Source organism: Oscillibacter valericigenes, from assembly GCF_021531435.1.
GTDB classification, from domain to species: domain Bacteria; phylum Bacillota; class Clostridia; order Oscillospirales; family Oscillospiraceae; genus Oscillibacter; species Oscillibacter valericigenes_B.
Genome location: NZ_JAFBIS010000017.1, coordinates 20246 through 44444 on the forward strand (window position 1 = coordinate 20246; position 24199 = coordinate 44444).

The 24199-nt window shown below is 61.4% G+C and carries 20 protein-coding genes and 3 tRNA genes; 9 read left to right on the forward strand and 14 right to left on the reverse strand.

Features of this window, described 5'->3' with window-relative positions; genetic code table 11:
* Positions 1-141: 141 nt before the first annotated feature.
* Entirely contained in the window at positions 142-1005 is an 864-nt protein-coding gene (locus tag JQM68_RS10045; protein ID WP_235222871.1) for a YihY/virulence factor BrkB family protein, read from the reverse strand.
* A gap of 46 nt (positions 1006-1051) precedes the next feature.
* Positions 1052-1387, reverse strand: a complete 336-nt coding sequence (locus JQM68_RS10050; RefSeq protein WP_235222872.1) for an arsenate reductase family protein — start codon at positions 1385-1387, stop codon at positions 1052-1054.
* 38 nt (positions 1388-1425) lie between these two features.
* On the opposite strand from JQM68_RS10050, the gene JQM68_RS10055 reads away from it, so the two are divergent.
* The 6 genes from JQM68_RS10055 (at position 1426) to JQM68_RS10080 (ending at position 5680) form a co-directional block, all read left to right on the forward strand.
* Entirely contained in the window at positions 1426-2142 is a 717-nt protein-coding gene (locus JQM68_RS10055) for an NAD-dependent protein deacylase (protein ID WP_235222873.1), read from the forward strand.
* Positions 2143-2370: 228 nt separating this feature from the next.
* Positions 2371-3762: a citrate/2-methylcitrate synthase gene (locus JQM68_RS10060; protein WP_235222874.1), complete on the forward strand. Its 1392-nt coding sequence runs from the start codon at positions 2371-2373 to the stop codon at positions 3760-3762.
* A gap of 128 nt (positions 3763-3890) precedes the next feature.
* Positions 3891-3976: transfer RNA gene (locus tag JQM68_RS10065), tRNA-Leu, on the forward strand.
* Positions 3977-3999: 23 nt separating this feature from the next.
* Positions 4000-4087 (forward strand) — tRNA-Leu (locus JQM68_RS10070).
* Positions 4088-4265: 178 nt separating this feature from the next.
* Positions 4266-4353, forward strand: a tRNA-Leu gene (locus JQM68_RS10075).
* 364 nt (positions 4354-4717) lie between these two features.
* On the forward strand, positions 4718-5680 hold the full coding sequence (locus tag JQM68_RS10080) for a LysR family transcriptional regulator (RefSeq protein ID WP_235222875.1): 963 nt from the start codon (positions 4718-4720) through the stop codon (positions 5678-5680).
* A gap of 31 nt (positions 5681-5711) precedes the next feature.
* On the opposite strand, the gene JQM68_RS10085 is transcribed toward JQM68_RS10080, so the two are convergent.
* Positions 5712-7115 carry a Na+/H+ antiporter NhaC family protein gene (locus tag JQM68_RS10085; RefSeq protein WP_235222876.1) on the reverse strand — a complete coding sequence of 468 codons (1404 nt, stop codon included), beginning with the start codon at positions 7113-7115 and terminating at the stop codon, positions 5712-5714.
* A gap of 54 nt (positions 7116-7169) precedes the next feature.
* Positions 7170-7730: a helix-turn-helix transcriptional regulator gene (locus tag JQM68_RS10090; protein WP_235222877.1), complete on the reverse strand. Its 561-nt coding sequence runs from the start codon at positions 7728-7730 to the stop codon at positions 7170-7172.
* Positions 7731-8002: 272 nt separating this feature from the next.
* Here JQM68_RS10090 and JQM68_RS10095 point away from each other — a divergent pair, with 272 nt between their 5' ends.
* The 3 genes from JQM68_RS10095 (at position 8003) to metA (ending at position 11540) form a co-directional block, all read left to right on the forward strand.
* Positions 8003-8824 carry a mechanosensitive ion channel family protein gene (locus tag JQM68_RS10095; RefSeq protein ID WP_235222878.1) on the forward strand — a complete coding sequence of 274 codons (822 nt, stop codon included), beginning with the start codon at positions 8003-8005 and terminating at the stop codon, positions 8822-8824.
* Between the two features lie 340 nt (positions 8825-9164).
* Positions 9165-10448, forward strand: a complete 1284-nt coding sequence (locus JQM68_RS10100; RefSeq protein ID WP_235222879.1) for an O-acetylhomoserine aminocarboxypropyltransferase/cysteine synthase family protein — start codon at positions 9165-9167, stop codon at positions 10446-10448.
* A 153-nt stretch (positions 10449-10601) separates the two neighbouring features.
* Complete coding sequence (gene metA / locus JQM68_RS10105; RefSeq protein ID WP_235222880.1) at positions 10602-11540, forward strand: homoserine O-acetyltransferase MetA; 939 nt, start codon at positions 10602-10604, stop codon at positions 11538-11540.
* Between the two features lie 112 nt (positions 11541-11652).
* Here metA and udp read toward each other — a convergent pair whose 3' ends face one another.
* From udp to JQM68_RS10155, 10 genes are all read right to left on the reverse strand, one after another.
* Entirely contained in the window at positions 11653-12423 is a 771-nt protein-coding gene (gene udp, locus JQM68_RS10110) for a uridine phosphorylase (protein WP_235222881.1), read from the reverse strand.
* A gap of 40 nt (positions 12424-12463) precedes the next feature.
* Positions 12464-14857, reverse strand: a complete 2394-nt coding sequence (locus JQM68_RS10115) for an endonuclease MutS2 (RefSeq protein ID WP_235222882.1) — start codon at positions 14855-14857, stop codon at positions 12464-12466.
* A gap of 58 nt (positions 14858-14915) precedes the next feature.
* The gene (gene recO / locus JQM68_RS10120) at positions 14916-15680 is read right to left on the reverse strand and encodes a DNA repair protein RecO (protein ID WP_235222883.1); all 765 of its coding nucleotides are present in this window, start codon (positions 15678-15680) and stop codon (positions 14916-14918) included.
* A 211-nt stretch (positions 15681-15891) separates the two neighbouring features.
* Complete coding sequence (gene era, locus JQM68_RS10125) at positions 15892-16791, reverse strand: GTPase Era (protein WP_235222884.1); 900 nt, start codon at positions 16789-16791, stop codon at positions 15892-15894.
* A gap of 38 nt (positions 16792-16829) precedes the next feature.
* Positions 16830-17330 carry a glycosyl-4,4'-diaponeurosporenoate acyltransferase CrtO family protein gene (locus JQM68_RS10130; RefSeq protein WP_235222885.1) on the reverse strand — a complete coding sequence of 167 codons (501 nt, stop codon included), beginning with the start codon at positions 17328-17330 and terminating at the stop codon, positions 16830-16832.
* A 13-nt stretch (positions 17331-17343) separates the two neighbouring features.
* Complete coding sequence (gene uvrA / locus JQM68_RS10135; RefSeq protein WP_235222886.1) at positions 17344-20169, reverse strand: excinuclease ABC subunit UvrA; 2826 nt, start codon at positions 20167-20169, stop codon at positions 17344-17346.
* Positions 20170-20204: 35 nt separating this feature from the next.
* Entirely contained in the window at positions 20205-20690 is a 486-nt protein-coding gene (gene ybaK, locus JQM68_RS10140; protein ID WP_235222887.1) for a Cys-tRNA(Pro) deacylase, read from the reverse strand.
* 5 nt (positions 20691-20695) lie between these two features.
* Positions 20696-21571 carry a DMT family transporter gene (locus JQM68_RS10145; protein WP_235222888.1) on the reverse strand — a complete coding sequence of 292 codons (876 nt, stop codon included), beginning with the start codon at positions 21569-21571 and terminating at the stop codon, positions 20696-20698.
* 2 nt (positions 21572-21573) lie between these two features.
* Entirely contained in the window at positions 21574-22758 is a 1185-nt protein-coding gene (locus JQM68_RS10150) for an alginate O-acetyltransferase AlgX-related protein (protein WP_235222889.1), read from the reverse strand.
* Between the two features lie 15 nt (positions 22759-22773).
* Positions 22774-24195, reverse strand: coding sequence for an MBOAT family O-acyltransferase (locus JQM68_RS10155; protein WP_235222890.1), 1422 nt, complete (start codon positions 24193-24195; stop codon positions 22774-22776).
* Between the last annotated feature and the right edge of the window lie 4 nt (positions 24196-24199).

Consider the following 24199-nt stretch of genomic DNA (forward strand, 5'->3'; position numbering starts at 1 on the left):
TGAACTTGGAAAGTTTAGAAAAACTTGCAGCAGCTTGTCGAAAAAATTTTTCGACAAGCTGAGAAAAGGACGGCGAGTCCTGGAAATTTCACGGTTTGGACACAAAAGCCGGAGAGAACCCTCCCCGGCTTTTTGCAACATTCAGGATGTTTCCGGCTTTTCCAGTTTGTCCTTGCGGAGGCTCATCAGCGTGCCGTTCAGCTCCGCGCCCATAATGAGGATGGCGGCGGTCATATACAGCCAGATCATCAGAACGATGACCGTTCCGATGGAGCCGTACAGCAGGGAGTAGTTGGCGATGTTGTCCACATAGAACGAGTACAGCCAGCTCAATGCCACCCAAGCCGCCAGTGCCCCCACCGTCCCCGGCCAGATGTTCCGCCAGGGCTGGCGGCTGTCCTGAGCCAGGGCATACAGGAAGTAGAGGGCGAAGAAGCCCACCACCGCCACCATGGGGAAGCGCAGCTTTGACCACAGCTCCGCCGCGAACAGCGGCAGGCGAAAATGATGGACCGCGTACGTCAGGACCCGCTCGCCGATGGTGGACAACGCCACCGTCACCGCGATGGTGACGATCAGCATGACCGTATACAGCAGCGTTTTCAGCCGGTGCAGGACGGCCCCTTTCGGCGGTCCCAAATGGTAGGCCGTCCGCACGGAGCGCATCAGGGAATTCGTGGCCCGCATGGGGAAATAGATGGAAAACAGCAGGCCGAACACCAGCAGCCGGGGGCTGGGGTTTTCGCTGACATAGGTCAGGTACACTTCGATAAATTCAATGATCTCATTGGGCAGGATCTCCGCCAACGCCTGAAGGATGGCCGCCACATCCAGCCGCAGCAAGCCCAGCAGGGCGCTGATAAAAATCAGAAATGGGAAGATCATAAACAGGAGGTAAAAGGCCAGGGCCGCGCTCTGAATGCCCACGTTGTGGCGCAGATAGCGCCGGATCAGGAGGTAGACGGCGCGGAGAAAACGGTTTTTCGGGGGAGCGGGAGTTTTCACGCTCGGACCTCCTTTCTTGCAGCGGCGGACGCGTCCGGCGCGCTTTTCATTCCCATTTTGCCCAGATGTCGGGACAGTAACCAACCGTCGCCTCTTTGCCGTTGCGGACGATGGGCGTCTGGAACAGCTCCGGGTGCTCCAGCAGCTTTTCCTCCTGGGCGTCCGGGGTGATATAGGCCATGAACAGGTCCTCGTAGGCCCGGCATTTCGTGTTCACCAGGGCCTCAAAGCCAACTTTCTGCTTGACGGACTGGTACTCCCGGGGGGATAATCCTTTTGAGGGAACGTCGATATACTGGTATTTGATGCGGCGCTCCTTGAACCAGCGTTCCGCCTTCTTCGTGTCGAAGGACTTGGAGGAGCCGAAGATCTGGATATTCATAGGATAAGTCTCCTTGATTTCAGAATGGAGGGATCAGCATGACTGAACCTGTCAAGCAGCTGAAGGAACTGGTGGACAGCTCCGACAACATCGTATTTTTCGGCGGGGCCGGCGTCAGCACAGAATCCGGCATCCCGGATTTCCGCAGCACCGACGGACTGTACCACCAGCAGTGGAAGTATCCGCCGGAAACTATTTTAAGCCATACCTTTTATGAAAGCAACCCCGAAGAATTTTTCCGCTTCTACCGGACCAAGCTCCTGGCCCCTGACGCAAAGCCCAACGCCGCCCACTACAAGCTGGCGGAATGGGAGAAGGCCGGGAAGCTGAAGGCCGTCATCACCCAGAACATCGACGGGCTCCACCAGGCCGCCGGGAGCCGCCGGGTGCTGGAGCTCCACGGCAGCGTCCACCGGAACTACTGCGAAAAGTGCGGCAAGTTCCACGACTTCGACTTCATGCTCCATAGCAGCGGCATCCCCCGGTGCGAATGCGGCGGCATCGTCAAGCCCGACGTGGTTCTGTACGAGGAGGGGCTGGACCAGAAAACGCTGAACGATTCCGTCCGGGCTATCGCCGGGGCCGATATGCTCATCATCGGCGGCACCTCCCTCAATGTCTACCCCGCCGCCGGGCTCATCAACTATTACCGGGGCCATAAGCTGGTGCTCATCAACAAATCCGCGGTGGCCCGGGACCTGGCTGCCGACCTGGTCATCACCGACCCTATCGGCGAGGTGCTGGGACAGCTGTGAGCCTGCCGGTTTCCCTAATTTGTGTATATCTAACAGAAAACGACGCCGTCCGGCAGCGGATGGCGTCGTTTTTCACAAGTTCCTGTCCTCAAAAATGCAAGTTGAATAAATTTGTCATGCAAAATTTGCAATTATTTTTTTATTTTTCTGACTTTTTACCATTGAAAATGAAAGTCATGCATGTTAGAATTGCATCATTCCTAACCAGGGCTGAAAGGAGTCCCCGCTATGATCTGGAAAGAAAACCGGGAAAACGCTTACTGTGAGATCACCCCCGCTATTCTGGCGCTGAAGGAGCAGTGGGAAAAGAAGAACTACATCGACCCACGCCTTTACCGCGAGTACAACGTCAAGCGGGGCCTGCGTGACGAGGACGGACGGGGCGTTCTGACCGGACTGACCCGCGTGGCGGAGATCCAGTCCTACAACGTGGTCACAGACGCCGCCGACCGCGAGTACATCACCCCTGCCGACGGCATTCTGTACTACCGCGGCATCGACTGCCGGGAGATCGTCAAGGGCTCCGCCAAACGGGGCCGGTTCGCCTTTGAGGAGGCCGCCTATCTGCTGCTGTTCGGCGAGCTGCCCAACCAGGAGCAGCTTCAGGACTTCTGCGTCCAGCTGGCCTCCTACCGCACCCTGCCCACCAACTTCTTCCGGGACGTCATCATGAAAAATCCGCCCAAGGATCTGATGAACACCATGCAGCGGGCCATCCTGACGCTGTTCTGCTACGACGACAAGCCCAACGACATCGGTCTTGAAAACGTGCTGCGGCAGTGCCTGCAGCTCACCGCCAACATGCCGGTGCTGGCCATCTACGCATACCAGGCCTGGCGGTACAGCCTGCCCGGAGAGAGTCTGTTCATCCACGTCCCCAGGCCGGAGCTGTCCACCGCCGAAAACTTCCTGCGGATGCTGCGGGAGGACTGCAGCTACACGGAGCTGGAGGCCCGGACGCTGGATGTGGCCCTGGTGCTCCATGCCGACCACGGCGGCGGCAACAACTCCACCTTCACCAACCACGTCGTCACCTCCTCCGGCACGGACACCTATTCCGCCATCGCAGCGGCCATGGCCTCCCTGAAGGGCCCCCGCCACGGCGGTGCCAACAGCAAGGTCATGGAGATGATGGCCGACATCAAGACTCATGTGAAGGACTGGTCCGACGAGGGCTGCGTGGCGGACTACCTGAATAAGATTTTGGATAAAGACGCCTTCGACCGCAGCGGCCTCATCTACGGCCTGGGCCACGCCGTCTATACGAAATCGGACCCCCGGTGCGAAGTGTTCCGGGACTACGTCCACCTGCTGGCGGCGGAGAAGGGCCGGGACCGGGAGCTGCAGCTCTACACCAATGTGGAAAAGGTGGGCAAGGAGCTGCTGATGGAGCGGCGGAACAAGGATGCCCTCTCCACCAACATCGACTTTTACAGCGGCTTCGTCTACGAGATGCTGGGCCTGCCCATGGAGCTCTACACGCCCCTGTTCGCCGTGGCCCGTATCGCCGGCTGGAGCGCCCACCGCATGGAGGAGCTGTCCGCCGGCGGCAAGCTGATCCGTCCGCGGTATGAGTGCGTGGAGGAGCACCGCTCCTATATCCCCATGGAAAACCGGTGAGCTTTGACAAAATTCCCGGGCAGGCGACCCTGTCCGGGAATTTTCGAAAAATCTCAAATTGGGTGTTGACAATAGGGAAAGTTCTGGCTATAATAATCAAGCAGTCTTTTCCGGGGGACAATCAATCTGCGGCTGTGCTGGAACTGGTAGACAGGCCAGCTTGAGGTGCTGGTGTCGATTCGACGTGTGGGTTCAAGTCCCGTCAGCCGCACCATTACCCCTTTGTCCCTGCCATATGCGCGAGTGGTGGAATTGGCAGACTCGCTAGATTCAGGTTCTAGTGTCCTTTACGGACGTGCGGGTTCAAGTCCCGCCTCGCGCACCATCCCAAAAAACGGATTCCGCCGCAGGCGGCGGAATCCATTTTTCGGGAACCTTGGTATTTCACTCAAATCGCCCGAAGTGAATTCGGTCGATTTCAAGATTTTTGCTTTCAGCAAAAATACTTGTACGCCGCACTTGCGGCGAAGGAACGTGCCCCCCTTTCAAGTACATATTGATACGCGCGAGTGGTGGAATTGGCAGACTCGCTAGATTCAGGTTCTAGTGTCCTTTACGGACGTGCGGGTTCAAGTCCCGCCTCGCGCACCAAAAAGAAAGACAGGCAAAAGCCTGTCTTTCTTTTTGGCCCGTGGGGGTGTGAAGAAGCCGCCTTTTTACGGGACCCCCGCGCGAACCCAGCGGAGCGGTTCGCGTGGGGAAAGGAGCCGCAGCGGAGTGAGAGAGCTTTTGCCGACAGGCAGAAGCGAGGGATACGCAGCTTGCGGCGACGCCGTCCCGCCTCGCGCACCAAAAAAGAGACATCCTGTTGGATGTCTCTCTTTTTTAGCCCGTGGAGGTGTGAAGAACCCGCCTTTTTACGGGGCCCCCGCGCGAACCCCGCGCCTGCCGGATTTGACATTCCCCTTTCCTCCGGCTATAATCAAAAACGATAACGACTTCAGGAGGCGGCGATATGACCTTTCAGCAGCTGACCTATGTGGTGGAGATCTCCAAATGCGGCTCGATCAACAAGGCCGCCCATAAGCTGGTGCTGTCCCAGTCCGGCATCTCCACAGCGGTGCGGGAGCTGGAGGAGGAGCTGGGCATCCAGTTCTTCGTCCGCAGCAACCGGGGCGTGGAGTTCACCCCCGAGGGAGAGGAATTTTTGAGCTACGCCATCTCCCTGCTGGAGCAGAAGCGGCGTATCGAACAGCTCTATGGAGAGGGTCGGAACGCTGCCGCCCCCGTCCGCTTCTCCGTGTCCACCCAGCGCTATCCCTTTACCGAGGACGCTTTTCTGCGGCTGCTGCGGGACGGAGCCGACAGCCGCTACCGCTACGCCATCAAGGAGACGGGAATGGACGCCGTCATTGAGGACGTCTACGACCACCGCTCCGACATCGGCGTCATCTTCCTGACAGACCTGACGGAGAAGATGATCCGCCGCCTGCTGGACGCCCGGGACCTGGAGTTCCATGAGATCGCCGCCGTGCCGCCCTGTATCTACGTCCGCAAGGAGCATCCCCTGGCGGGGCTGGACGCGGTGCGGGAGGACGATCTGGAGGGCTTCCCCTATGTGTCCTTCGAGCACACCCAGGGCGTGGCGTCCGACCTGTCGGAGGAATACCAGATGATGTCCATGAAGCGGCCCGACCGCTCCATCACCGTCAATGACCGGGCCACCATGATGAACATTCTCTCCCGGACCGACGCCTTTACCACCGGCAGCGGCCTGCTGGTGGAGAGCTTCATCAGCCAGGCGGTGGTCACGGTGCCGCTGGCAGATCAAGGCAGCTTCCGCATCGGCTGGATCGTGCCCCGGGACGTCAGACTGGCGCCGCTGGCGGAGCAGTTCGTGGGGCTGCTGGAGCAGTCTGTGGCGGATTCCATCCGCTTTACCCAGGAGCTGCACCGCTCCCTGACAAAGAAAGCGTAAAGTAAAGCGCCGGCTGAGCCGGCGCTTCTTTTTATTCGCTTTCCAGGTCTTTCTTTGCCGCCACGCCCGATTCCGCCACATCGTATGCCCAATTCCAGGGGTCCCTGCGGCAGACACGGTCCGCATAGGGCACGAAGACGGACAGCAGGCCGAAAGCCGCCAAAATCCAGCAGTACCACATGTAGGGCACGATCTCCACGGGGCTGATGACGATATTATAAGTTGTGGTCGTCAAAGCGGCTGCCATCAGAAGCTGGGCGCCGTAGGGGAGGATGCCCTGGAACACGCAGGAGAACACATCCAGCAAAGACGCCGTCCGGCGGGGGTCCACCCTGTATTCCCGGCTGATGTCCCGGGCCACGTTGCCGCAGAGGATAATGGCCACGGTATTATTGGCGGTGGCGCAGTCCGCCAGGGACACCAGGGCCGCCATGCCCACCTGGGCGGACTTGTTGCCCTTCATCATGCCCCGCAGCTTTTCGATCAGCCAGACGATGCCGCCGTTGTGGGCGATCAGCTCCGACAATCCGCCGCAGAACAGCGCCAGGAAGAACACCTCGCTCATGCCGGTGAAGCCGTCCCAGATGGCCTGGGCATAGGTGAACACCGTCAGCTCTCCGCAGGCCATGCCGATGACGCCGGCGGAGAAAATGCCGATGGTCAGGGTCAGGAACACGTTGACGCCGATGATGGCCAGAGCCAGCACCAGAATGTAAGGCACCACCTTGATGAGCGCAAAGGGATGGGCCCCCATGTCGGCCGCGCTCTCCGGCCGGGCACATACCAGCAAAATCACCAGCGTGACCAATGCGGCGGGCAGGGCGATATAGAAGTTGACCCGGAACTTGTCCCGCATCTCGCAGCCCTGGGTCTTGGTGGCAGCGATGGTGGTGTCGGAAATCATGGACAGGTTGTCGCCGAACATGGCGCCGCCGGCACAGGCGCCCAGCATCATCGGCACGCTGAGGCCGCTCTCCGCCGCCAGGCCCACGGCAATGGGCACCAGCGAGGTGATGGTTCCCACGGAGGTCCCGGTGGCGGTGCCCAAAAAGGCGGAGATGACGAACACGCCGGCAGCCAGCAGCTCCACGGGGATCAGGGAGAGGCCCAGGTTGACGGTGGCGTCCACGCCGCCCATGGTCTTTGCCACGGTGGAAAAGGCGCCTGCCAGAATGTAGATCATCAGCATGGTCAGCACATTTTCATTGGCGGCACCCCGGGCGAAAATGGCAAATTTTCGGTCGATGCTCTCCCGGCCCATGCAGAAAGCCGCCAGCACAGCGATGAACATAGCGGTGACGGACGGGAACTGGTAGAAGGCCATCTCCTCCCCTTTCGCCTGGAGATACAATCCCGCGCCCAGATAGATGACGATGAAGATCAAAAACGGAAGCAGGGCCCAGCCATTGCCCTGCTTTTTGATTTCCCGGTTCATGGTGGTTTCCTCCTCTTTCCCTCTCGCAGTTGGTATTGATAGGATTATACCAGCTTATCCTATGAGATGGCAACCGCTTTCTTTTCCGTTTGGCCTCCGGCCGCACGTCCCCCTTTTGTTTTCAACGATGCAGAAAACGATAAGCCCCGCGCCGATGGCTGCCGTGACCGCTGCCAGGGCAAGGGGAACGGCGTAATTCGCAGGGCTGGCCACATATTCGCCCACCGTCATGTAGCGGTACAGCATGTACTGTGTACTGAGGGCCGCGCTCCGCACCGCCGTGACCACGGAAACGACCGCAAGGGCGATCATCAAAAAGAGCAGCCCACTGATCACCAGCAGATTCATGTTTCGGCTGCGGCGGTTGAGATACGCCAGGTCTTCAATGGTGATCCGGTCTTCGGCGCCCCGCGCCTTTTTCTCCTCTCCCAGCAGATCGTCAAGTGGAATGTGAAAAATTCCGCAGAGCTTCAGCGCGCTCTCCAGATCCGGCAATGTGCCGCCAAGCTCCCACTTGGAGACGGTCTGCCTGGAAACATTCAATTTTCCCGCCAGCTGCTCCTGGGTCATCCCGGATATTTTTCTCAATTCCTGTATGTTGCCGCCGATGTTCATAAGACCGCTCCCCATTTTCTCTGCGTCCGCGTACGCGGCCGCGAATTTGCCGGAAGAAACGCCTTCCCGCCGCTTCTTCAATACTAGCAAAGGCAGCCGTCATTTTCCACCGGTTTTCCTTTACATTTCCGCCACAAATGCTGACATCCCCTGCGGTCACGCGGGGAAAAGCCGGTGCAAAACCGTGCAGCCGCCTCCGGGCCATTGACTTTTTCCCCGGTTTCCGATATGATTTCTGTATTATGCCAATAGAAATCAAGGAGGAACACACCATGACTGCTCTCGATCTGAACGCTCTGCTCGGCACTTCCATCGCGGGGATGACCCTGGCGAAAATTCTCTACGCGCTCTTTACCCTCATTGTCTGCCTCATCGTCATCAAAGCCGTTCTGAAGCTCACCATCCGCCTGCTGTCCCGGTCCAAGCTGGACGCCCGCGTCCAGAAGTACATCCAAACCGGCATTAAGCTGGTGCTGTACATCATCGCCGTTGTCATTGTGGCGGAAAGCCTGGATGTGAACATGACCTCCCTGGTGGCGCTGCTGTCTGTCGGCTCCCTGGGTATCACCCTGGCGGCTGAGGACATCCTGGGCAATGTGGCCGGCGGGCTGGTCATCCTGTCCGCCCATCCCTTCTCCATGGGGGATTTCATTGAGGTGAACGGCGTCTCCGGCACAGTTCAGGAGATCTCCCTGAACCACACCAAGCTGCTGACCCCCGACGGGCTGCTGGTACTGCTGCCCAACAAGGAGCTGTCCAGCTCCAAGGTCATCAACTACACCGTCCTGGGCCGCCGCCGCGTGACTCAGAAGGTCACCGCCTCCTACGACGCCCCCACCGAGGATGTGAAGGCTGCCTGCCGGGACGCCCTGGCAAATACCCCGAAGATCCTGGAAGACCCCGCCTCCGCCGTTTACCTCTCCAACTACGGCGAGAGCTCCATCGAGTACACGGTGTTCTGCTGGTGCTCCGCCGCCGACTACTGGGACGTCTACTTTGGCCTGGGCGAGAACCTGCGGAGCGCCTTCGCCGGCCACGGCGTGGAGATGACCTACGACCATCTGAACGTCCATATCGTCGAAAACCGCGGTTGACAAACGCAGGTCATATCTCTATAATACCTTTTAAAGCGATGAAGGAGAGGGACGGAGGCTGACGCCCCCAGAGAGCCGGCGCAGGGTGCGAGCCGGCGGCAGGGGTCTCCAGGTCCTATGGCTCCCGAGCCGGACGTTCGAGGACTGTCGGTCGTTAGGGCGTCCCGCGTACGCCGCGTCAGTGCAAAGGGGTTGCTGGACCCCGAAAGTGGCGCCCGGTCGTGAGGCCGGCGCAATTTGAGTGGTACCGCGGAAGCATGATACGGCTTTCGTCTCAAAGAAACTCTTTGGGACGAAAGCCGTTTTTTTCGTTCCGGAAATCTGAAAGGAGCACACAACTATGAGCAATTACCGTCCTGAAACCATCTGCGTCCAGGGAGGCTACACCCCCGGCAGCGGCGAGCCCCGGCAGATCCCCATCATCCAGTCCACCACTTTTAAATATGCCACCAGCGAGGACATGGGCAAACTCTTTGACCTGGAGGCCGACGGCTATTTCTACTCCCGCCTTCAGAATCCCACCTGCGACTATGTGGCTGCCAAGATCTGCGCCCTGGAGGGCGGCACGGCGGCCATGCTGACCTCCTCCGGCCAGGCGGCCAACTTCTTTGCCCTGTTCAACATCGCCACTTGCGGCGACCACATCGTGGCGTCCTCCAGCATTTACGGCGGCACCTTCAACCTCATCTCCGTCACCATGGCGAAGATGGGAATTGAAACGACCTTTGTCGCCCCTGACTGCTCCGAGGAAGAACTGAACGCTGCCTTCCGCCCCAACACCAAGGCCGTGTTCGGCGAGACCATCGCCAACCCTGCTCTGACGGTGCTGGACATTGAGAAGTTCGCCAAAGCCGCCCACAGCCACGGCGTGCCCCTCATCGTGGACAACACCTTCGCCACCCCCGTAGGCTGCCGGCCCTTTGAGTGGGGCGCCGACATCGTGACCCACTCCACCACTAAGTACATGGACGGCCACGGCGCCGCCGTGGGAGGCGCCATCGTGGATTCCGGCAAGTTCGACTGGATGGCCCACGCCGACAAGTTCCCCGGCCTGTGCACCCCTGACGACAGCTACCACGGCATCACCTACGCCGAAAAGTTCGGCAAGGAGGGCGCTTTTATCACGAAGTGCACCGCCCAGCTCATGCGGGACTTCGGCTCCACTCCCTCCCCCCAGAGCGCCTTCTACCTGAACCTGGGTCTGGAGAGCCTCCACGTCCGCATGGCCCGCCACTGCGAGAACGGACAGGCTGTGGCGGAGTTTCTGGCGGCGCATCCCAAGGTGGAAGTCGTCCACTACTGCGGCCTGCCCGGGGACCCCTACCACGAGGTGGCCCAAAAATACCTGCCTCACGGCTCCTGCGGCGTGGTGTCCTTTGAGCTCAAGGGCGGCCGCCCCGCCGCCGAGGTGTTCATGAGCAGGCTGAAGCTGGCGGCCATCGAGACCCACGTGGCCGACGCCCGGACCTGCTGCCTGAATCCCGCCACCTCCACCCACCGCCAGATGACCGAGGAGCAGCTCAAGGCCGCCGGCGTCCCCGCCGGACTGGTCCGCATGAGCTGCGGCCTGGAGAGCAAGGAGGACCTCATCGAAGATATTGCCCAGGCATTGGAGGCTATCTGATGTGAAGTCTCACATCAGATAGCCGATGATGCCCATCCGCTCGCCGTTTGTACGGCAACCGCGGATGATGGCAAAAATCCCCCATTTCTCCGGGGGAGCCTTATTGATTTCTATTGATGCCGCTTGCACGGCGAAATGGAGGATTTTTAAGTCATGCCCATCAAAATTCCCAACCAACTTCCCGCCACGGAGACCTTGTCCCGGGAAAACATCTTCGTGATGACGGAGACCCGGGCCATCACCCAGGACATCCGGCCCCTGCAGATTCTTCTCCTGAACCTGATGCCTACCAAGGTGGACACTGAGACCCAGCTGGCCCGGGTGCTGGGCAACACGCCCCTCCAGATCGAGCTGGAGCTCATCGCCCCGTCGGACCATGTTTCCAAGAACACCTCCCAGGCCCATATGCTGGCCTTCTACAAGTCCTTTGCCGAGGTGAAGGACCGCACCTTCGACGGCCTCGTCATCACCGGCGCGCCGGTGGAGCTGATGGGCTTTGAGGAGGTGGACTACTGGCCGGAGCTGTGCGAGATCATGGAGTGGAGCAAGACCCACGTCCACTCCACCCTGCACATCTGCTGGGGCGCCCAGGCGGGGCTTTACTACCACTACGGCATCCCCAAGCGGGTGCTGCCCCACAAGCTGTTCGGCGTGTTCCAGCACACCGTGGAAGACCCCAACTACATCCTCTTCCGGGGCTTTGACGACACCTTCTGGGTCCCCCACTCCCGGAACACCACGGTCGACCGGGCGGATATTGAGGCGGTTCCTGAATTGAAAATTCTGGCCGCCTCCCCGGAGGCAGGGGTCTACGCCGTCAAGACCGACCAGGGCCGTCAGGTGTTCCTGATGGGCCATGCGGAGTACGACCGGGACACCCTGCGAAAGGAGTACATGCGGGACCTGGCTGCCGGGGTGGATATTCAGATCCCCAAGCACTACTTCCCCGGCGACGACCCCAGCAAGCGGCCTGTGATGAACTGGCGGAGCTGCGCCCACCTGCTGTATGCCAACTGGCTGAACTACTGCGTGTACCAGACCTCCCCCTACGACATCCGGGACATCGAAAAGGGCGTCCGGACGGACGACTGATGATACAAAAAGGACAGGTTTCCAAAGGAAACCTGTCCTTTTTCTGCGCTCAATAAAAGCGGCCGCCGGTGCCAAGCTCACTTTTTTTCATATTGTTTCTCTTTTTGCGGGGTCATTTGGCTTTCCGGTCTTCCTCAATGAGAAGTTTCAGGGCCTCCACCGCCACCTTGACGGAGTTGGATGTATTCTCGTTCATCTTCTGGTCCAGGCCGGCGGCCTCCCGCTCCTGGTTCCAGATGACATGGAAGCAGGAGCCGCAGCGACAGCCCAGGGCCGCCGCCACTACGAACAGGGCCGCGGATTCCATCTCGCTGGCCTTGACCCCCAGCCGCTTCCAGGCCTCCCACTTGGCTTTCAGCTCATAGGAAACGGGAGACGCCTCGGGGCTGTGCTGGCCGTAAAAGCTGTCCTTACACTGGACGACGCCCGTATGCAGCGGCAGACCCAGAGCTTTCGCGGCCCGGGCAAGGCAGTTGGTGACCCCCAGGTCCGGCACCGCCGGATACTCGATAGGCGCGTATTCCAGGCTGGTGTGCTCAAAGCGGATGGCGCCGGTGGCCACCACGATGTCGCCGGACTGGACGTTCAGGTCGATGCCGCCGCAGGTGCCGGTGCGGATGAAGGTGTCCGCGCCGCATTTGTGCAGCTCCTCCATGGCGATAGCGGCGGAGGGGCCGCCGATGCCCGTGGAGCAGGCGGTGACCTTCTCCCCCAGAAGGGTGCCCGTCCAGACGTTGTACTCCCGGTTGCAGGCCACCTGCTTCGCGTCGTCAAACAGGGCGGCAATGGCGGGGACCCGGCCGGGGTCGCCGGGCAGGATGCAGTACCGGCCCACATCGCCGGAGGTGCAGTGGATGTGGAATTGCTTTTCCAGTTTTTGCATAGCAGTCACCTCATATATTCAAATTTTTAACAGACACGAATTATTTCAGCGTTACCACCGTCACGCCGCTCTCGCCCTCGCCGTAAACGCCCAGGCGGAAGCCCTTCACCGCCTTGTTCCGGCGGAGAACGTCATGGACGGCTTTCCGCAGGGCGCCGGTGCCCTTGCCGTGGATGATAGTGACGGTGTCCAGACGGCCCATGACGGCGGCGGAGATAAAATTCTCCACCACGCTCTCAGCCCCCAGCGTCTCCATACCCCGGATATCCAGCTCCCGGCTGGCGGAAGCCCGGAGGGCACGGTCCGCGTTCTGGCGGATGGACACGGTGGGCTTTTTCTTCTGGGCCGCCCGCTCGTCATCCTCGATGAGCCGGACCTCGCCGGCCTTGGCCTTCATTTTCAGTACGCCGGCCTTTAATTGCAGCGTGCCGTCGCTGCCAACGGACACCACCTCCGCGTTCTGGCGGACGCCGGGGATCTCCACCAGGTCCCCCGCCCGGATGGGACGGCTGGGCTTGGGGATGGGTTCCTGACGGGCATCATGCTTGCTGACGGCGTCCTCCGCCTCGTTCAGCTTTCGCCGCAGCTCGGCCCTGGCCTCGTTGGTATTCAAATCCCGCTCGGCCCTGGCCTGCTGCTTCCGCATTTCCGCCAGCTCCGCGAACACCTGGTCGGCGGCGGCACGGGCGTCCCGCAGAATGCGCTTGGCCTCCGCCTCGCCACGGCCCCGGGCGTTCTCCTTGGCCCGCTCCATCTGCTCCCGGAATTCTCTCGCCTTCCGGGCGTCCTCTTCCCGCTGGGCATACAGTCGGTTGGCCTCCTGCTCCCGCTTTTCCAGGGCCTGGCGCTTGGCCTCCAGCTGGGTGAGGACGTCCTCAAAGCGGACGCTCTCACCGCTCATCTGGGCTTTCGCGCTCTCAATGACCGCGTCCGGCAGGCCCAGCCGCTTAGAGATGGCAAAGGCGTTGGACTTGCCGGGGATGCCGATGAGGAGCCGGTAGGTGGGGCTGAGGGTATCCACGTCGAACTCGCAGGAGGCGTTCTCCACCCCAGCGGTGGTCATGGCAAAAGTTTTCAATTCCGCATAGTGGGTGGTAGCCGCCACTTTTGCCCCCAGTTGCCGGACGTGCTGGATGACGGAGATGGCCAGCGCCGCGCCCTCCACCGGGTCGGTGCCGGCGCCCAGCTCGTCGAACAGAATCAGGCTGCGGCGGTCCGCTTCCTTCAAAATAGCCACTATATTAGTCATATGTGCCGAAAAAGTAGACAAATTCTGTTCAATGCTCTGCTCATCGCCGATGTCCGCCAGAACGTGACCGTAAACGGAAACGGCGCTGCGGTCCGCCGCCGGGATGTGCAGGCCGCACTGGGCCATCAGGGTCAGCAGGCCCAGGGTCTTGAGGGAGACCGTCTTGCCGCCGGTGTTGGGGCCGGTGATGACCAGGGTATCGAAGGTGTCGCCCAGCTCAATGTCGATGGGCACCGCCTTCTTCGCGTCCAGCAGGGGGTGCCGGGCCTTGCGGAGGTGGATGGCGCCGTCCCGCCGGATCTCCGGCCGGATGGCGTCCATTTTATAGCTGAGCTGGCCCCGGGCGAAGATCAGGTCCAGGTGGACCAGGGTGTCGTAATCCCACTGGATGTCCTCCCGGTGGGCCGCCGCCTCCGCGGACAACTCCGCCAGGATGCGCTCGATCTCCTTCTGCTCCTTGGCCTCCAGCTCAATATACTCGTTGTTGGCCTGGACGACGCCCATGGGCTCCACAAACACCGTGGCGCCGGTGGAGGAAATATCGTGGACCAGGCCCGGCAGGTCGCCCTTATGCTCCGCCTTGACCGGCACCACGAAGCGGCCGTCCCGCTGGGTGATGATGGTCTCCTGCAAAATCTTGCCATAGGTGGGCGAGGAAATAATTTTTTGCAAAATCTGGCGGCTTTTCGCCTGGGCCGCCCGCATGTGGCGGCGGATGTCCGCCAGCTCGGAAGATGCGGCGTCGGAAATGGTATCCTCGTCCACGATGCAGCGCTTGATCTTCTCCTCTAAAAAGCGGTTGCCGTGGAGGGATAAAAACAGGTGGTCGATGGCCGTCCTTTCCGCGGCCTCGTCGTTGAAATACTCCCGGGCACGGCGGGCGGCGGTCAGCAGTCCCGCGATGGTCAGCAGCTCCCGGGTGTTCAGGCTGCCGCCCCGGTCCGCCCGGTCCAGGGCCTCCGCCACCGGCCTGACGCCGGAAAACGACGGGCTTCCGTGGAGTCCGATCATCGCCCTGGCAGCGTCGGTCTGGTCCAGCAGGCGCTGGACCTCCTCCGCCTCCGTCTCCGGACGGACGCGGAGGGCTCGCGCCTTTGCTTCAGCACTGACAGCCTGGTCGCTCAGCATTTGCAGCACCCGGGGCAGCTCCAGAGTGCGGATGGATTTATCAAACAGTTCGCTCATATCGGTTCCTCATCGTATAAATTCGTTTGAATTATACAAAATGTATCGTTTTTTCTAGCTAATTTAACGGCTGGAGGCTCTTATAAAAATCCAGGGACCGGAAACCCCGCTCCAGCTGGGCGGCCACGAAAGCCTCCGCAGCGGCGGAGAGCCGGCGAAGGGCGTCATCTCCCAGGGTAAACGAATAGAGGCGTTTGGGGTCGCCGTATACGATATGCCGCAGGGCCGCCAGGGAGCTGGGACACAGGGGCATGGACAGGGCGCTTTCCTGTACGCCGCAGGTCCCGCACCGCAGGACGCCCTGGACCACATCCAGCATGGGCCGCTCCGGGTCGGGACGTCCGCAGTAGGCGCAGCCGTCCGCCAGGGGCTCATACCCCGCCAGACACAGGAGCTTCAGCTCAAAGGCCGGCTTTACCAGGGCCGGGGGCTTGTGCAGCGCGGAGAGGGCGTACAAGCCGTTCAGCAGATGGCGCAGCAGCTCCGGCGCCGGGGTGTTCTCCGTGGTGACGGCCTCCGTCAGCTCCGCCAGGTAGAAGCCCAGGGACAATGCCTCCAGGTCGCTTCGCAGGCCGGGGAAAAGTTCCACGGTGGAACCCTCGTTGGCGTAGTACCAGTCGCCCTTTTGGTAGAGGGTCCACTCCGACCAGACCAGGGACTGGACGCAGGCGGCGTACTTGCAGCTCTTCCGCCGGGCGCCCCGGGCGATTACCGCTATTTTGCCGCATTTATCGGTTAAAAGAGTCAATATTTTGTCCGCTTCTTTGCTTTCCGTCTCCCGGAGGACGATGCCCCGGGTCACGATGTACGGCGTTCCCGCCATGCGCTCACCACCTTATGTACGGGGGCAAAGCCCCCGCTGCTCACAGGATGGGCGGCAGTTCATCCTCCGCCCCCTCCAGCTTCCGGTAGAGCATATAGGCCAGCGGCTCCCCGGTCATGCAGAATAACTCCCAAAACGGTTCGGACTCCATCGCGCAGACCTCCTTTACGGATAGTCTGCGAAAAAAGTCGAATCTTTATCGCTGGAAAAATCAGTCGTCGTTGTAACCGAAGCTGCGGACGTAATTCACGTTGTCACGCCAATTCTCTTTGACCTTCACCCAGGTTTCCAGGTACACCTTGGTGCCCATGAATTTCTCGATGTCGTGGCGGGCCAGGGTGCTGATCTTCTTCAGCATGGCGCCCTGCTTGCCGATGATGATGCCCTTATGACTGGCTTTTTCGCAGTAGATGGTGGCGTCCACGTCGATGACGCCGGAATCCCGTTCGGAGAATTTCGTGATCTCCACAGCGGTGCCGTGGGGAATTTCTTTATCCAGGCACAGCAGCAGCTTCTCCCGGACGATCTCGCCCACCACCTGCCGCTCCGGTTGGTCGCTGGTCTGGCCATCGGGGAACAGCTGGGGGCCCTCCGTGGCGTACTTCCGCAGCTCTTTCATCAAATCGTCCAGACCGCTGCCGGTATGGGCGGAGATGGGGATGATGGCATCGAAGCCGTCCCAGGCCTCGTTGTAGGCGGCGATGACCGGCAGCAGCTCCGCCGGCTCCACGGTGTCGATCTTGTTGATGCAGAGGATGGCGGGCAGATGCTCCTCTTTGATGCGCTCAATGAGGGCCAGCTCGGGGCCGCCTACATGGGCTATGGGCTCCACCAGCAGCAATGCGCAATCCACATCGGAGAGGCTGGAGGTAACGACCTTCACCATATACTCTCCCAGGGCGGACTTGGGCTTGTGGAGGCCCGGAGTGTCCAGCAGGATATACTGGGTGTCCTCCCGGTTCACCACGCCGTAAATGCGGTTCCGGGTGGTTTGGGCCTTGTTGGAGACGATGGCGACCTTTTCCCCCACCAGGGCGTTAGTCAGGCTGGATTTGCCCACGTTGGGGCGGCCGCAGACGGTGATCATGGCAACGTTTTTGATGTCAGACATAGGTGATCCTCAACTTTCTTTGTTAAGCGTTTTGTCGTTTATATTCTGCCGATCCTCCGGCAGGTGTTCCATAGTTTTTCCAGACGGCGGCGGTTATACCGCTGGATCATGGCGAAGGGCAGGTTCCCAAAACACAGCACGGCGGCGATGGCGGCAAATAAGGGGAGGTTCGCCAGCGGGTCGCCGCACAGCAGGCAGGACAGCAGAGACAGCCACCCCAGCAGAAAGATGCCCTCATGGATGACCTCCGCCCGGCAGGTGATGAAAATAAATTCTTCCAGATAGTTGTCGGATAGTTGGCGGCGGAGATGCCGCTTGTCGAAGTCGCAGTTGAACTGGGGCAGGCGATCCTTCCAGCGGGGCAGACTGATGCGGCGGTAAAAGGTCATCTCTCCATCCCCCACCTGGAAGCGGGGGCGGCGGTGGTCAAACCAGCGGCGCTGGATACCGTCCGGCAGATGGGTCAAAATTGCCGCAAGGCCGAAGTGGAGGGCCAACCAGAAGGCCGTATTCAAAAGGGTGATAGCCAGTGTGAACACGGCGGACCTCCTGTCATGGCAGCATTTTTTTCAGATATTGGCCCGTGTAGCTCTCCGGGCAGGCGGCCACCTGCTCCGGCGTGCCAGTGACAACGACCGTGCCGCCGCCGTCGCCGCCCTCCGGGCCCAGGTCGATGAGCCAATCGGCGCATTTGATGACATCCAGATTGTGCTCGATGACTACTACCGTGTTGCCATTATCCACCAGCCGCTGGAGGACTTCCAGGAGCTTGCGCACATCGTCAGTGTGGAGGCCCGTGGTGGGCTCGTCCAGGATATAGATGGTCTTGCCGGTGGCCAGCTTAGAAAGCTCCGTGGCCAGCTTCACCCGCTGGGCCTCACCGCCGGACAGCTCCGTGGAGGGCTGGCCCAGCTTCACATAGCCCAGACCCACGTCCTGGAGGGTCTGAAGCTTGTTGCGGATCTTCGGCAGGGCGGAGAAGAACTCCAGCGCCTCGTCCACCGTCATGTCCAGCACTTCCGCGATGTTTTTGCCCTTATAGTGGACTTCCAGGGTCTCCCGGTTATACCGCCTGCCCTTGCAGACCTCGCAGGGGACGAAGATGTCCGGCAGGAAGTGCATCTCGATCTTCAGCACGCCGTCGCCGGAGCAGGCCTCGCACCGGCCGCCCCGGACGTTGAAGCTGAACCGGCCCGGGCCGTAGCCCCGGCTCTTGGCCTCCTGGGTGGAGGCGAACAGGTCCCGGATGTCGTTGAACAATCCCGTATAGGTGGCGGGGTTGGACCGGGGCGTGCGGCCAATGGGACTCTGGTCGATGTTGACCACCTTGTCCAGGTACTCGATGCCCTCGATCCGCTCACACCTGCCGGGGTGGACCTTCATGCGCATCAGGTCGGCCCCCAGCCGCTTGAACAAAATCTCGTTCACCAGAGAGGACTTGCCGCTGCCGGAAACGCCGGTGACCACGGTGAAGGTCCCCAGGGGGAAGTCCACGTCCACATGGCGGAGATTGTTTTCCGCCGCGCCGATGACCCGCAGGAGCTTTCCGTTTCCGGGGCGGCGCTGGGCGGGGACGGGAATTTTCTTCTTGCCGGAGAGGTACTGGCCCGTCAGGGAGTTGGGGTTCGCCATGACCTCCTCCGGCGTGCCGGCGGCCACCACTTCGCCGCCGTGGATACCGGCGCCGGGACCGATGTCGATGAGGTAATCGGCGGCGCGCATGGTGTCCTCGTCGTGCTCCACCACCAGCAGGGTGTTGCCCATGTCCCGCAGGTTCCGCAGGGTCGCCAGCAGCTTGTCGTTATCCCGCTGGTGGAGACCGATGGAGGGTTCGTCCAAGATATAGAGCACGCCCATCAGGGAGGAGCCGATCTGCGTCGCCAGGCGGATGCGCTGGCTCTCGCCGCCGGAGAGGGTCCCGGCGCTGCGGCTCAAAGTCAGGTAGCCCAGGCCCACGGACTGCAGAAAGCCCAGCCGGGAGCGAATTTCTTTCAGGATGCGGTCGGCAATGAGGTGCTGCTGGTTCGTCAGTTCCAGCTTGTCCATCCAGGCCAGCTCGTCCACCACGGACATCGTGGTAAAATCGTGGATGTTCATATTGCCTACGGTGACGGCCAAAGATTCCTTTTTCAGGCGCATTCCCTTACACGCCGGGCAGGGACACTCCGCCATCATCTCCTCCAGCTCCCGCTTGCTGGCATCGGACTGGGTCTCCAGATAGCGGCGCTCAACGTTGTTGCAGACACCCTCAAAGGGCTGGTATAGGACCCCCTTGCCCCGGGGCTGGTCGTAGTGCAGCTCCAGCTTCTCGCCCTTGGTGCCGTAGAGGATGATGTCCCGCACCTCCTCCGTCAGCTCGTTCCAGGGGGTAGAGAGGGAGAAATGGTATTTTTTCGCCAGAGCGTCGAAGTACATCCGGGAGATGCCGTCGGAGCGGATGTTGCCCCAGCCGCTGGCCTGGATAGCGCCCTCCAGAATGCTGAGCTTCCCATCCGGCACCACCAGGGCCGGGTCCACCTTCAGCTGGCTGCCCAGGCCCGTGCAGGTGGGACAGGCGCCGAAGGGGTTGTTGAAGGAGAACATCCGGGGCGTCAGCTCCTCGATGGAGATGCCGCAGTCCTCACAGGCGTAGTTCTGGGAGAACACCAGGTCTTTTTCCTCCCGCAGGAGGTTGATGACCACCAGCCCGCCAGAGAGTCCGGAGGCCGTCTCCACGGAGTCCGTCAGCCGCTGCTGAATATCCGGGCGGATGATGAGGCGGTCCACGATGATCTCGATGTTGTGCTTTTTGTTCTTCTCCAGCTTGATCTCCTCGTCCAGCTCGTACAGGTTGCCATCGGCCCGGACGCGGACGTAGCCGGAGCGCTTGGCGTCCTCGAACACCTTGGTGTGCTCGCCCTTTTTCCCCCGGATGACGGGGGCCATGACCTGGATGCGAGTGCCCTCAGGGAGGGCGAGCACCTGGTCGATGATCTGGTCGATGGTCTGCTGGCGGATCTCCTTGCCGCACTTGGGGCAGTGGGGCGTGCCCACCCGGGCCCACAGCAGGCGGAGGTAGTCGTAAATCTCGGTGACGGTGCCCACGGTGGAGCGGGGGTTCTTGCTGGTGGTCTTCTGGTCAATGGAGATGGCGGGGGAAAGGCCCTCGATATAGTCCACGTCGGGCTTGTCCATCTGGCCCAGGAACATCCGGGCATAGGAGCTGAGGCTCTCCACGTAGCGGCGCTGGCCCTCGGCGTAGATGGTGTCAAACGCCAGGGAGGACTTGCCGGAGCCGGAGAGTCCCGTCATCACCACCAGCTTGTCCCGGGGGATGGTGACGTCAATATTTTTCAGATTGTTGGCGCGGGCGCCTTTGACGATGATTTTATCCTGCATCGGTGAACGGTTCTCCTTTTTGCAAAATGTGGGGTTTACTCCACAACAATGTCCGCCGTGGTCGCTCCCAGCAGGTCCAGCAGGGCCTGGGGCGGCACCTCCACCTGGGCGCCGATCTTTCCGGCGGAGACGCAGATGGTGTCGAACAGCACCACCGTCTCATGGAACACGGTGGGGAACTGCTTTTTCATGCCCACCGGGCTGCAGCCGCCGTGGACGTACCCCGTCAGGGGCAGCAGCTCCTTTTGGTGGATCATGGCGATAGACTTCTCCCCCACCGCTTTGGCGGCCTTTTTCAAATCCAGGTTTTCCGCAACCGGGACATCAAATACATAATAGCTCCCGCTGGCACCCTTTGTCACCAGCGTTTTGAACACCTGCTCCACATCCTGGCCCAGGAAGCCCGCCACGCTGACGCCGTCGATAGGGCCGTCCGCCGGGTAGGTATGGGGCGTGTAGGGGATGCCCTGCTGCTCCAGCACCCGCATCACATTTGTTTTTTCCTCTTTTTTCTTTGCCATGCTTTTCACCTCAAGATCACAACGCCGGCCAGCACGCAGACGATGCCGATGACAGTAGCGGCGTTCATCGGCTCGCCGAAGGCCAGGATGCCCGCCAGGGCGGCCACCACCGGCTCCAGGCTGGCCATGATGGAGGCCTTCCCCGGCTCCACCCGGCTCAGGCCCTTTGTGTAAAAAATGTAGGGCAGCACGGTGGAGAACACCACCAGTCCCGCCGCCGTCAGCCACATCTCCGGCTGGGACAGGGCCGGGCCCAAAGTTTTGGAGCCGGGCACCAGCGCCAGGGACGCGGGCCCCGCGAACAGGAAGGTCCAGACCGTGACAGTCATGGAGCTGTAATGGGCCAGGGCGTAGGGGGCGAAGATGCTGTACAGCGCGTAGAAGAATCCGGCCCCCAGGCCCAGCAGGATGCCGCCCAGCGTCACCGTCAGCCCGCCGGAGAACACGCCGCACACCAGGGCGCAGCCCACCAGCGTCAGCAGCAGGGCCAGCAGTTTCCGCTTCGTCACCGGCTCCTTCCACAAGAGGGCGGACAGGAGCACCACAAAGGACGGGGCGGTATACAGCAGAATAGACGCCACCGCCAGGGAGCACACCTTCTGGCAGGAGAAGTAGCAGACGGTGAACAGCACCACGCTGATGACGCCGGTGCCGAAGAAGTATTTCAAGTGCTCCCGCTTCACGCGGAATACGGAGCGGTCCTTGACGGCGAAGATGAGCGCCAGCAGCGCCATGCCGCCGAAATTCCGCACCACCACAATGTCCGTGGGGGAAAAACCGCCCGCCATCAACCGGCGGTTCCACAATCCGATGATGCCCCAGAGGGCCGCTGCCAGCAGGATGCTGGCATACGCCCCTGCCGGGGCTTTTGTTTCTTCCATGCTCAGTCCTCCCACACCGCGCCGTTGCCGGCGGTGGTGTAATAAAAGGAATCGTTCAGGACGCACAGCACGACGTCCGGCCGGTAGTCCGCGATATAGTCCTTCAGGCTGCCGCCCTGGTAGTGCCGCAGGTCCAGGCTGCGGGTCTCGTCAAAGGAGGCGTACAGCAGCGTTTCCAGAGCGTTTGTAAAGGAGTCCCCGAAAATCAGCAGCTTGGGCAGCTCCGGGCGGTGGGTCTCCAGCACCGTTTCGCCGTAGTCGCCGCCCATATAGACGCCGTAGGCGACTGGCTCCGCCGCAGAGGACGGCGTGACGAACAGGGGCGTGCCCGACGGCTGGCCGTTGTCCCGGCGGTCAAAGGCCACCGGGTCTTTCTGGATACCCAGCACGATGTGGTCGTCGTTGGGCCAGAGGTTGTACAGCTTCCGGTTCCGGGAGCCGATGCAGGGGTTGGGCAGCGTTTGGATGTCCAGGTCGTCCTCCGTCAGCACCGGCAGATCAAAGCCGGATGCATGGAGGGTTTCCATGATTTCCTGATAGGCAGCCCAGGCGCCGTACCAGGTGTAGTGGTGGTCAACGCTTGCGTAATAAGAAGCAGGGTGGCCCTGGGCGTCGTAAACCTCCCCCATGTCCAGGAAGGGCACGCCCCGGTCCTCCAGCGCCTCCCGGAACAGGCGGCTGGCGGAGGCGGTCTCCTCGGCGCAGCTGTTCAGGTAGGCGGGATATTCACTGTCAAAATACGTCCGCTGCTCCGGGAAGCCCACGAACAGGAACGTGCCGCCGTTTTCTTCGATATAACCGTTCAGGGCGGCAAATTTCTCGCCCCGTTCCGCCGCCCGGGCGGATTGTTCCTCCGCCGACCAGGTGTCGTAATCCCGGAAGGGCAGCAGCACCTCTCCCCCCAGCACGGCGCCGTTCACCACCGGGCGGAGCCGCATCTGCACGGCGGTATCGCCTTTCAGAAGGGTGGCGCGGCCGGGGAAGTGGTCGGAGAGCCAGCTTTCAAAGGCGGAGCCGAAAGTGCCGTCCCACAGGGACGTCCCGGTCAGGGCAGGGCGCTCCGCCAGGGTACGGTTTTCATAGTAGGCGGTGGTTTTTTCCGCGCCCCACAGGGCGGTGCCGATAGGCACGGCCAGCAGCAGCGCCAAAAGGCCCGTCAGAAAGGCCCTGTTCAGCCATTTATCCACAGTCAGGGCCTCCTCTCAAAACTGAAAATACAGGAAGGAACGAAAGGTAGAGCTGAGGAGCCGCACCACGGAGGCGGCCAGCAGCACCGCCGCCAGAACTTTCGGGGCCAGCGCCAGCGTCACGGCGGCGGAGCCGCTGCCCCGCTGCTGCCGCTGGGTCAGAGCCGTCTGGAGCCACCGCTTCACCGGCAGGGCGGCGGGAATGGCGGCCAGCAGCTCCCAGCCGTACTGTCGGAGGTAATAGACCGTCTCGCCGCTCCAGACGCCGCCGGGGGCGGCGCCGAACATGGCGGAGAGCATCTCCCCCACCTGGGCCAGGCCGGAGGAACGGAACAGTACCCAGCCGACGGTGACCAGCACCAGGGCGTAGGCGTGGCGGAGGGCGGCGGGCAATCGCTCCAGAGCCTTGCCCCAGAGGAATCTTTCGCCCATCAGCAGAGCGGCGTAATAAAGGCCCCACAGCACGAAGTTCCAGGCCGCGCCGTGCCACAGGCCCGTCAGCAGCCACACCGCCAGCAGATTCAAAAGCTGGCGGGGCACGGAGCAGCGGCTGCCGCCCAAGGGGATATACACATAGTCCCGGAACCAGAAGGACAGGGTCCGGTGCCAGCGCCGCCAGAATTCCGAGGCGGACTTGCTCACATAGGGATAGTCAAAATTCTCCGGCAGGGAGAAGCCGAACACCCGGCCCAGGCCAATGGCCATGTCCGTGTAGCCGGAGAAATCGAAGTACAATTGCAGGGTATAGGCAACGGCCCCCAGCCAGGCCAGGGAAACCGTCAGGCGGCCTCCGGCGGCAAAGGCGCCATTTGCGATTTGGCCCAGGGCGTCCGCCAGCAGGACCTTTTTGCCAAGGCCAAAGCAGAAGCGGACGGCGCCGTCAGCGGCATCCGAAACTGTCTCCCGGCGGTCCGTCAGGGCCGGAGCAAACTCGCCGTAACGCAGGATGGGCCCCTGGAGCAACTGGGGGAAGAACGCCATGAACAGCGTCACACGGCCCAGACTCCGCTCCGCCGGGATGGTGCCCCGGTAGACGTCCGTCAGGTACGCGATGGCCTGAAAGGTGAAAAACGAAATGCCCGCCGGGAGGGCGATGGCGGGAACAGTCAAATCCGCCCCCAGGGCGTTCAGGTTCGTCACCAGAAAGCCGGTGTATTTGAAATACCCCAGCATGGTGACGTTCAGAGCCAGCGTACATCCGTAGGCCGCTTTGCGGTGCCGTTTTCCGGGAGCCGCCAGCAATGCCCCCGCCCAGTTCAGCACGCAGGAGGCCAGAAGCGCCGGCAGCAGCCGGACGCCGCCCCAGGCGTAAAAGGCCAGGGAGAACAGCAGCAGGACCATATTGCGCCCCCGCCGGCACCGGGTGGGCAGGAGGAAATAACACACCAGCACCGCCGGAAGGAAGCCGAACAGGAAGGTCATGCTGCTGAAAGCCATAGGT

Bases quoted from the DNA above. Each gene is read 5' to 3' on its own strand.
- JQM68_RS10050 (WP_235222872.1), bottom strand. From the start codon at position 1,387: ATGAATATCCAGATCTTCGGCTCCTCCAAGTCCTTCGACACGAAGAAG.
- JQM68_RS10055 (WP_235222873.1), top strand. From the start codon at position 1,426: ATGACTGAACCTGTCAAGCAGCTGAAGGAACTGGTGGACAGCTCCGAC.
- JQM68_RS10060 (WP_235222874.1), top strand. From the start codon at position 2,371: ATGATCTGGAAAGAAAACCGGGAAAACGCTTACTGTGAGATCACCCCC.
- JQM68_RS10080 (WP_235222875.1), top strand. From the start codon at position 4,718: ATGACCTTTCAGCAGCTGACCTATGTGGTGGAGATCTCCAAATGCGGC.
- JQM68_RS10085 (WP_235222876.1), bottom strand. From the start codon at position 7,115: ATGAACCGGGAAATCAAAAAGCAGGGCAATGGCTGGGCCCTGCTTCCG.
- JQM68_RS10090 (WP_235222877.1), bottom strand. From the start codon at position 7,730: ATGAACATCGGCGGCAACATACAGGAATTGAGAAAAATATCCGGGATG.
- JQM68_RS10095 (WP_235222878.1), top strand. From the start codon at position 8,003: ATGACTGCTCTCGATCTGAACGCTCTGCTCGGCACTTCCATCGCGGGG.
- JQM68_RS10100 (WP_235222879.1), top strand. From the start codon at position 9,165: ATGAGCAATTACCGTCCTGAAACCATCTGCGTCCAGGGAGGCTACACC.
- metA (WP_235222880.1), top strand. From the start codon at position 10,602: ATGCCCATCAAAATTCCCAACCAACTTCCCGCCACGGAGACCTTGTCC.
- udp (WP_235222881.1), bottom strand. From the start codon at position 12,423: ATGCAAAAACTGGAAAAGCAATTCCACATCCACTGCACCTCCGGCGAT.
- JQM68_RS10115 (WP_235222882.1), bottom strand. From the start codon at position 14,857: ATGAGCGAACTGTTTGATAAATCCATCCGCACTCTGGAGCTGCCCCGG.
- recO (WP_235222883.1), bottom strand. From the start codon at position 15,680: ATGGCGGGAACGCCGTACATCGTGACCCGGGGCATCGTCCTCCGGGAG.
- era (WP_235222884.1), bottom strand. From the start codon at position 16,791: ATGTCTGACATCAAAAACGTTGCCATGATCACCGTCTGCGGCCGCCCC.
- uvrA (WP_235222886.1), bottom strand. From the start codon at position 20,169: ATGCAGGATAAAATCATCGTCAAAGGCGCCCGCGCCAACAATCTGAAA.
- ybaK (WP_235222887.1), bottom strand. From the start codon at position 20,690: ATGGCAAAGAAAAAAGAGGAAAAAACAAATGTGATGCGGGTGCTGGAG.
- JQM68_RS10145 (WP_235222888.1), bottom strand. From the start codon at position 21,571: ATGGAAGAAACAAAAGCCCCGGCAGGGGCGTATGCCAGCATCCTGCTG.
- JQM68_RS10155 (WP_235222890.1), bottom strand. From the start codon at position 24,195: ATGGCTTTCAGCAGCATGACCTTCCTGTTCGGCTTCCTTCCGGCGGTG.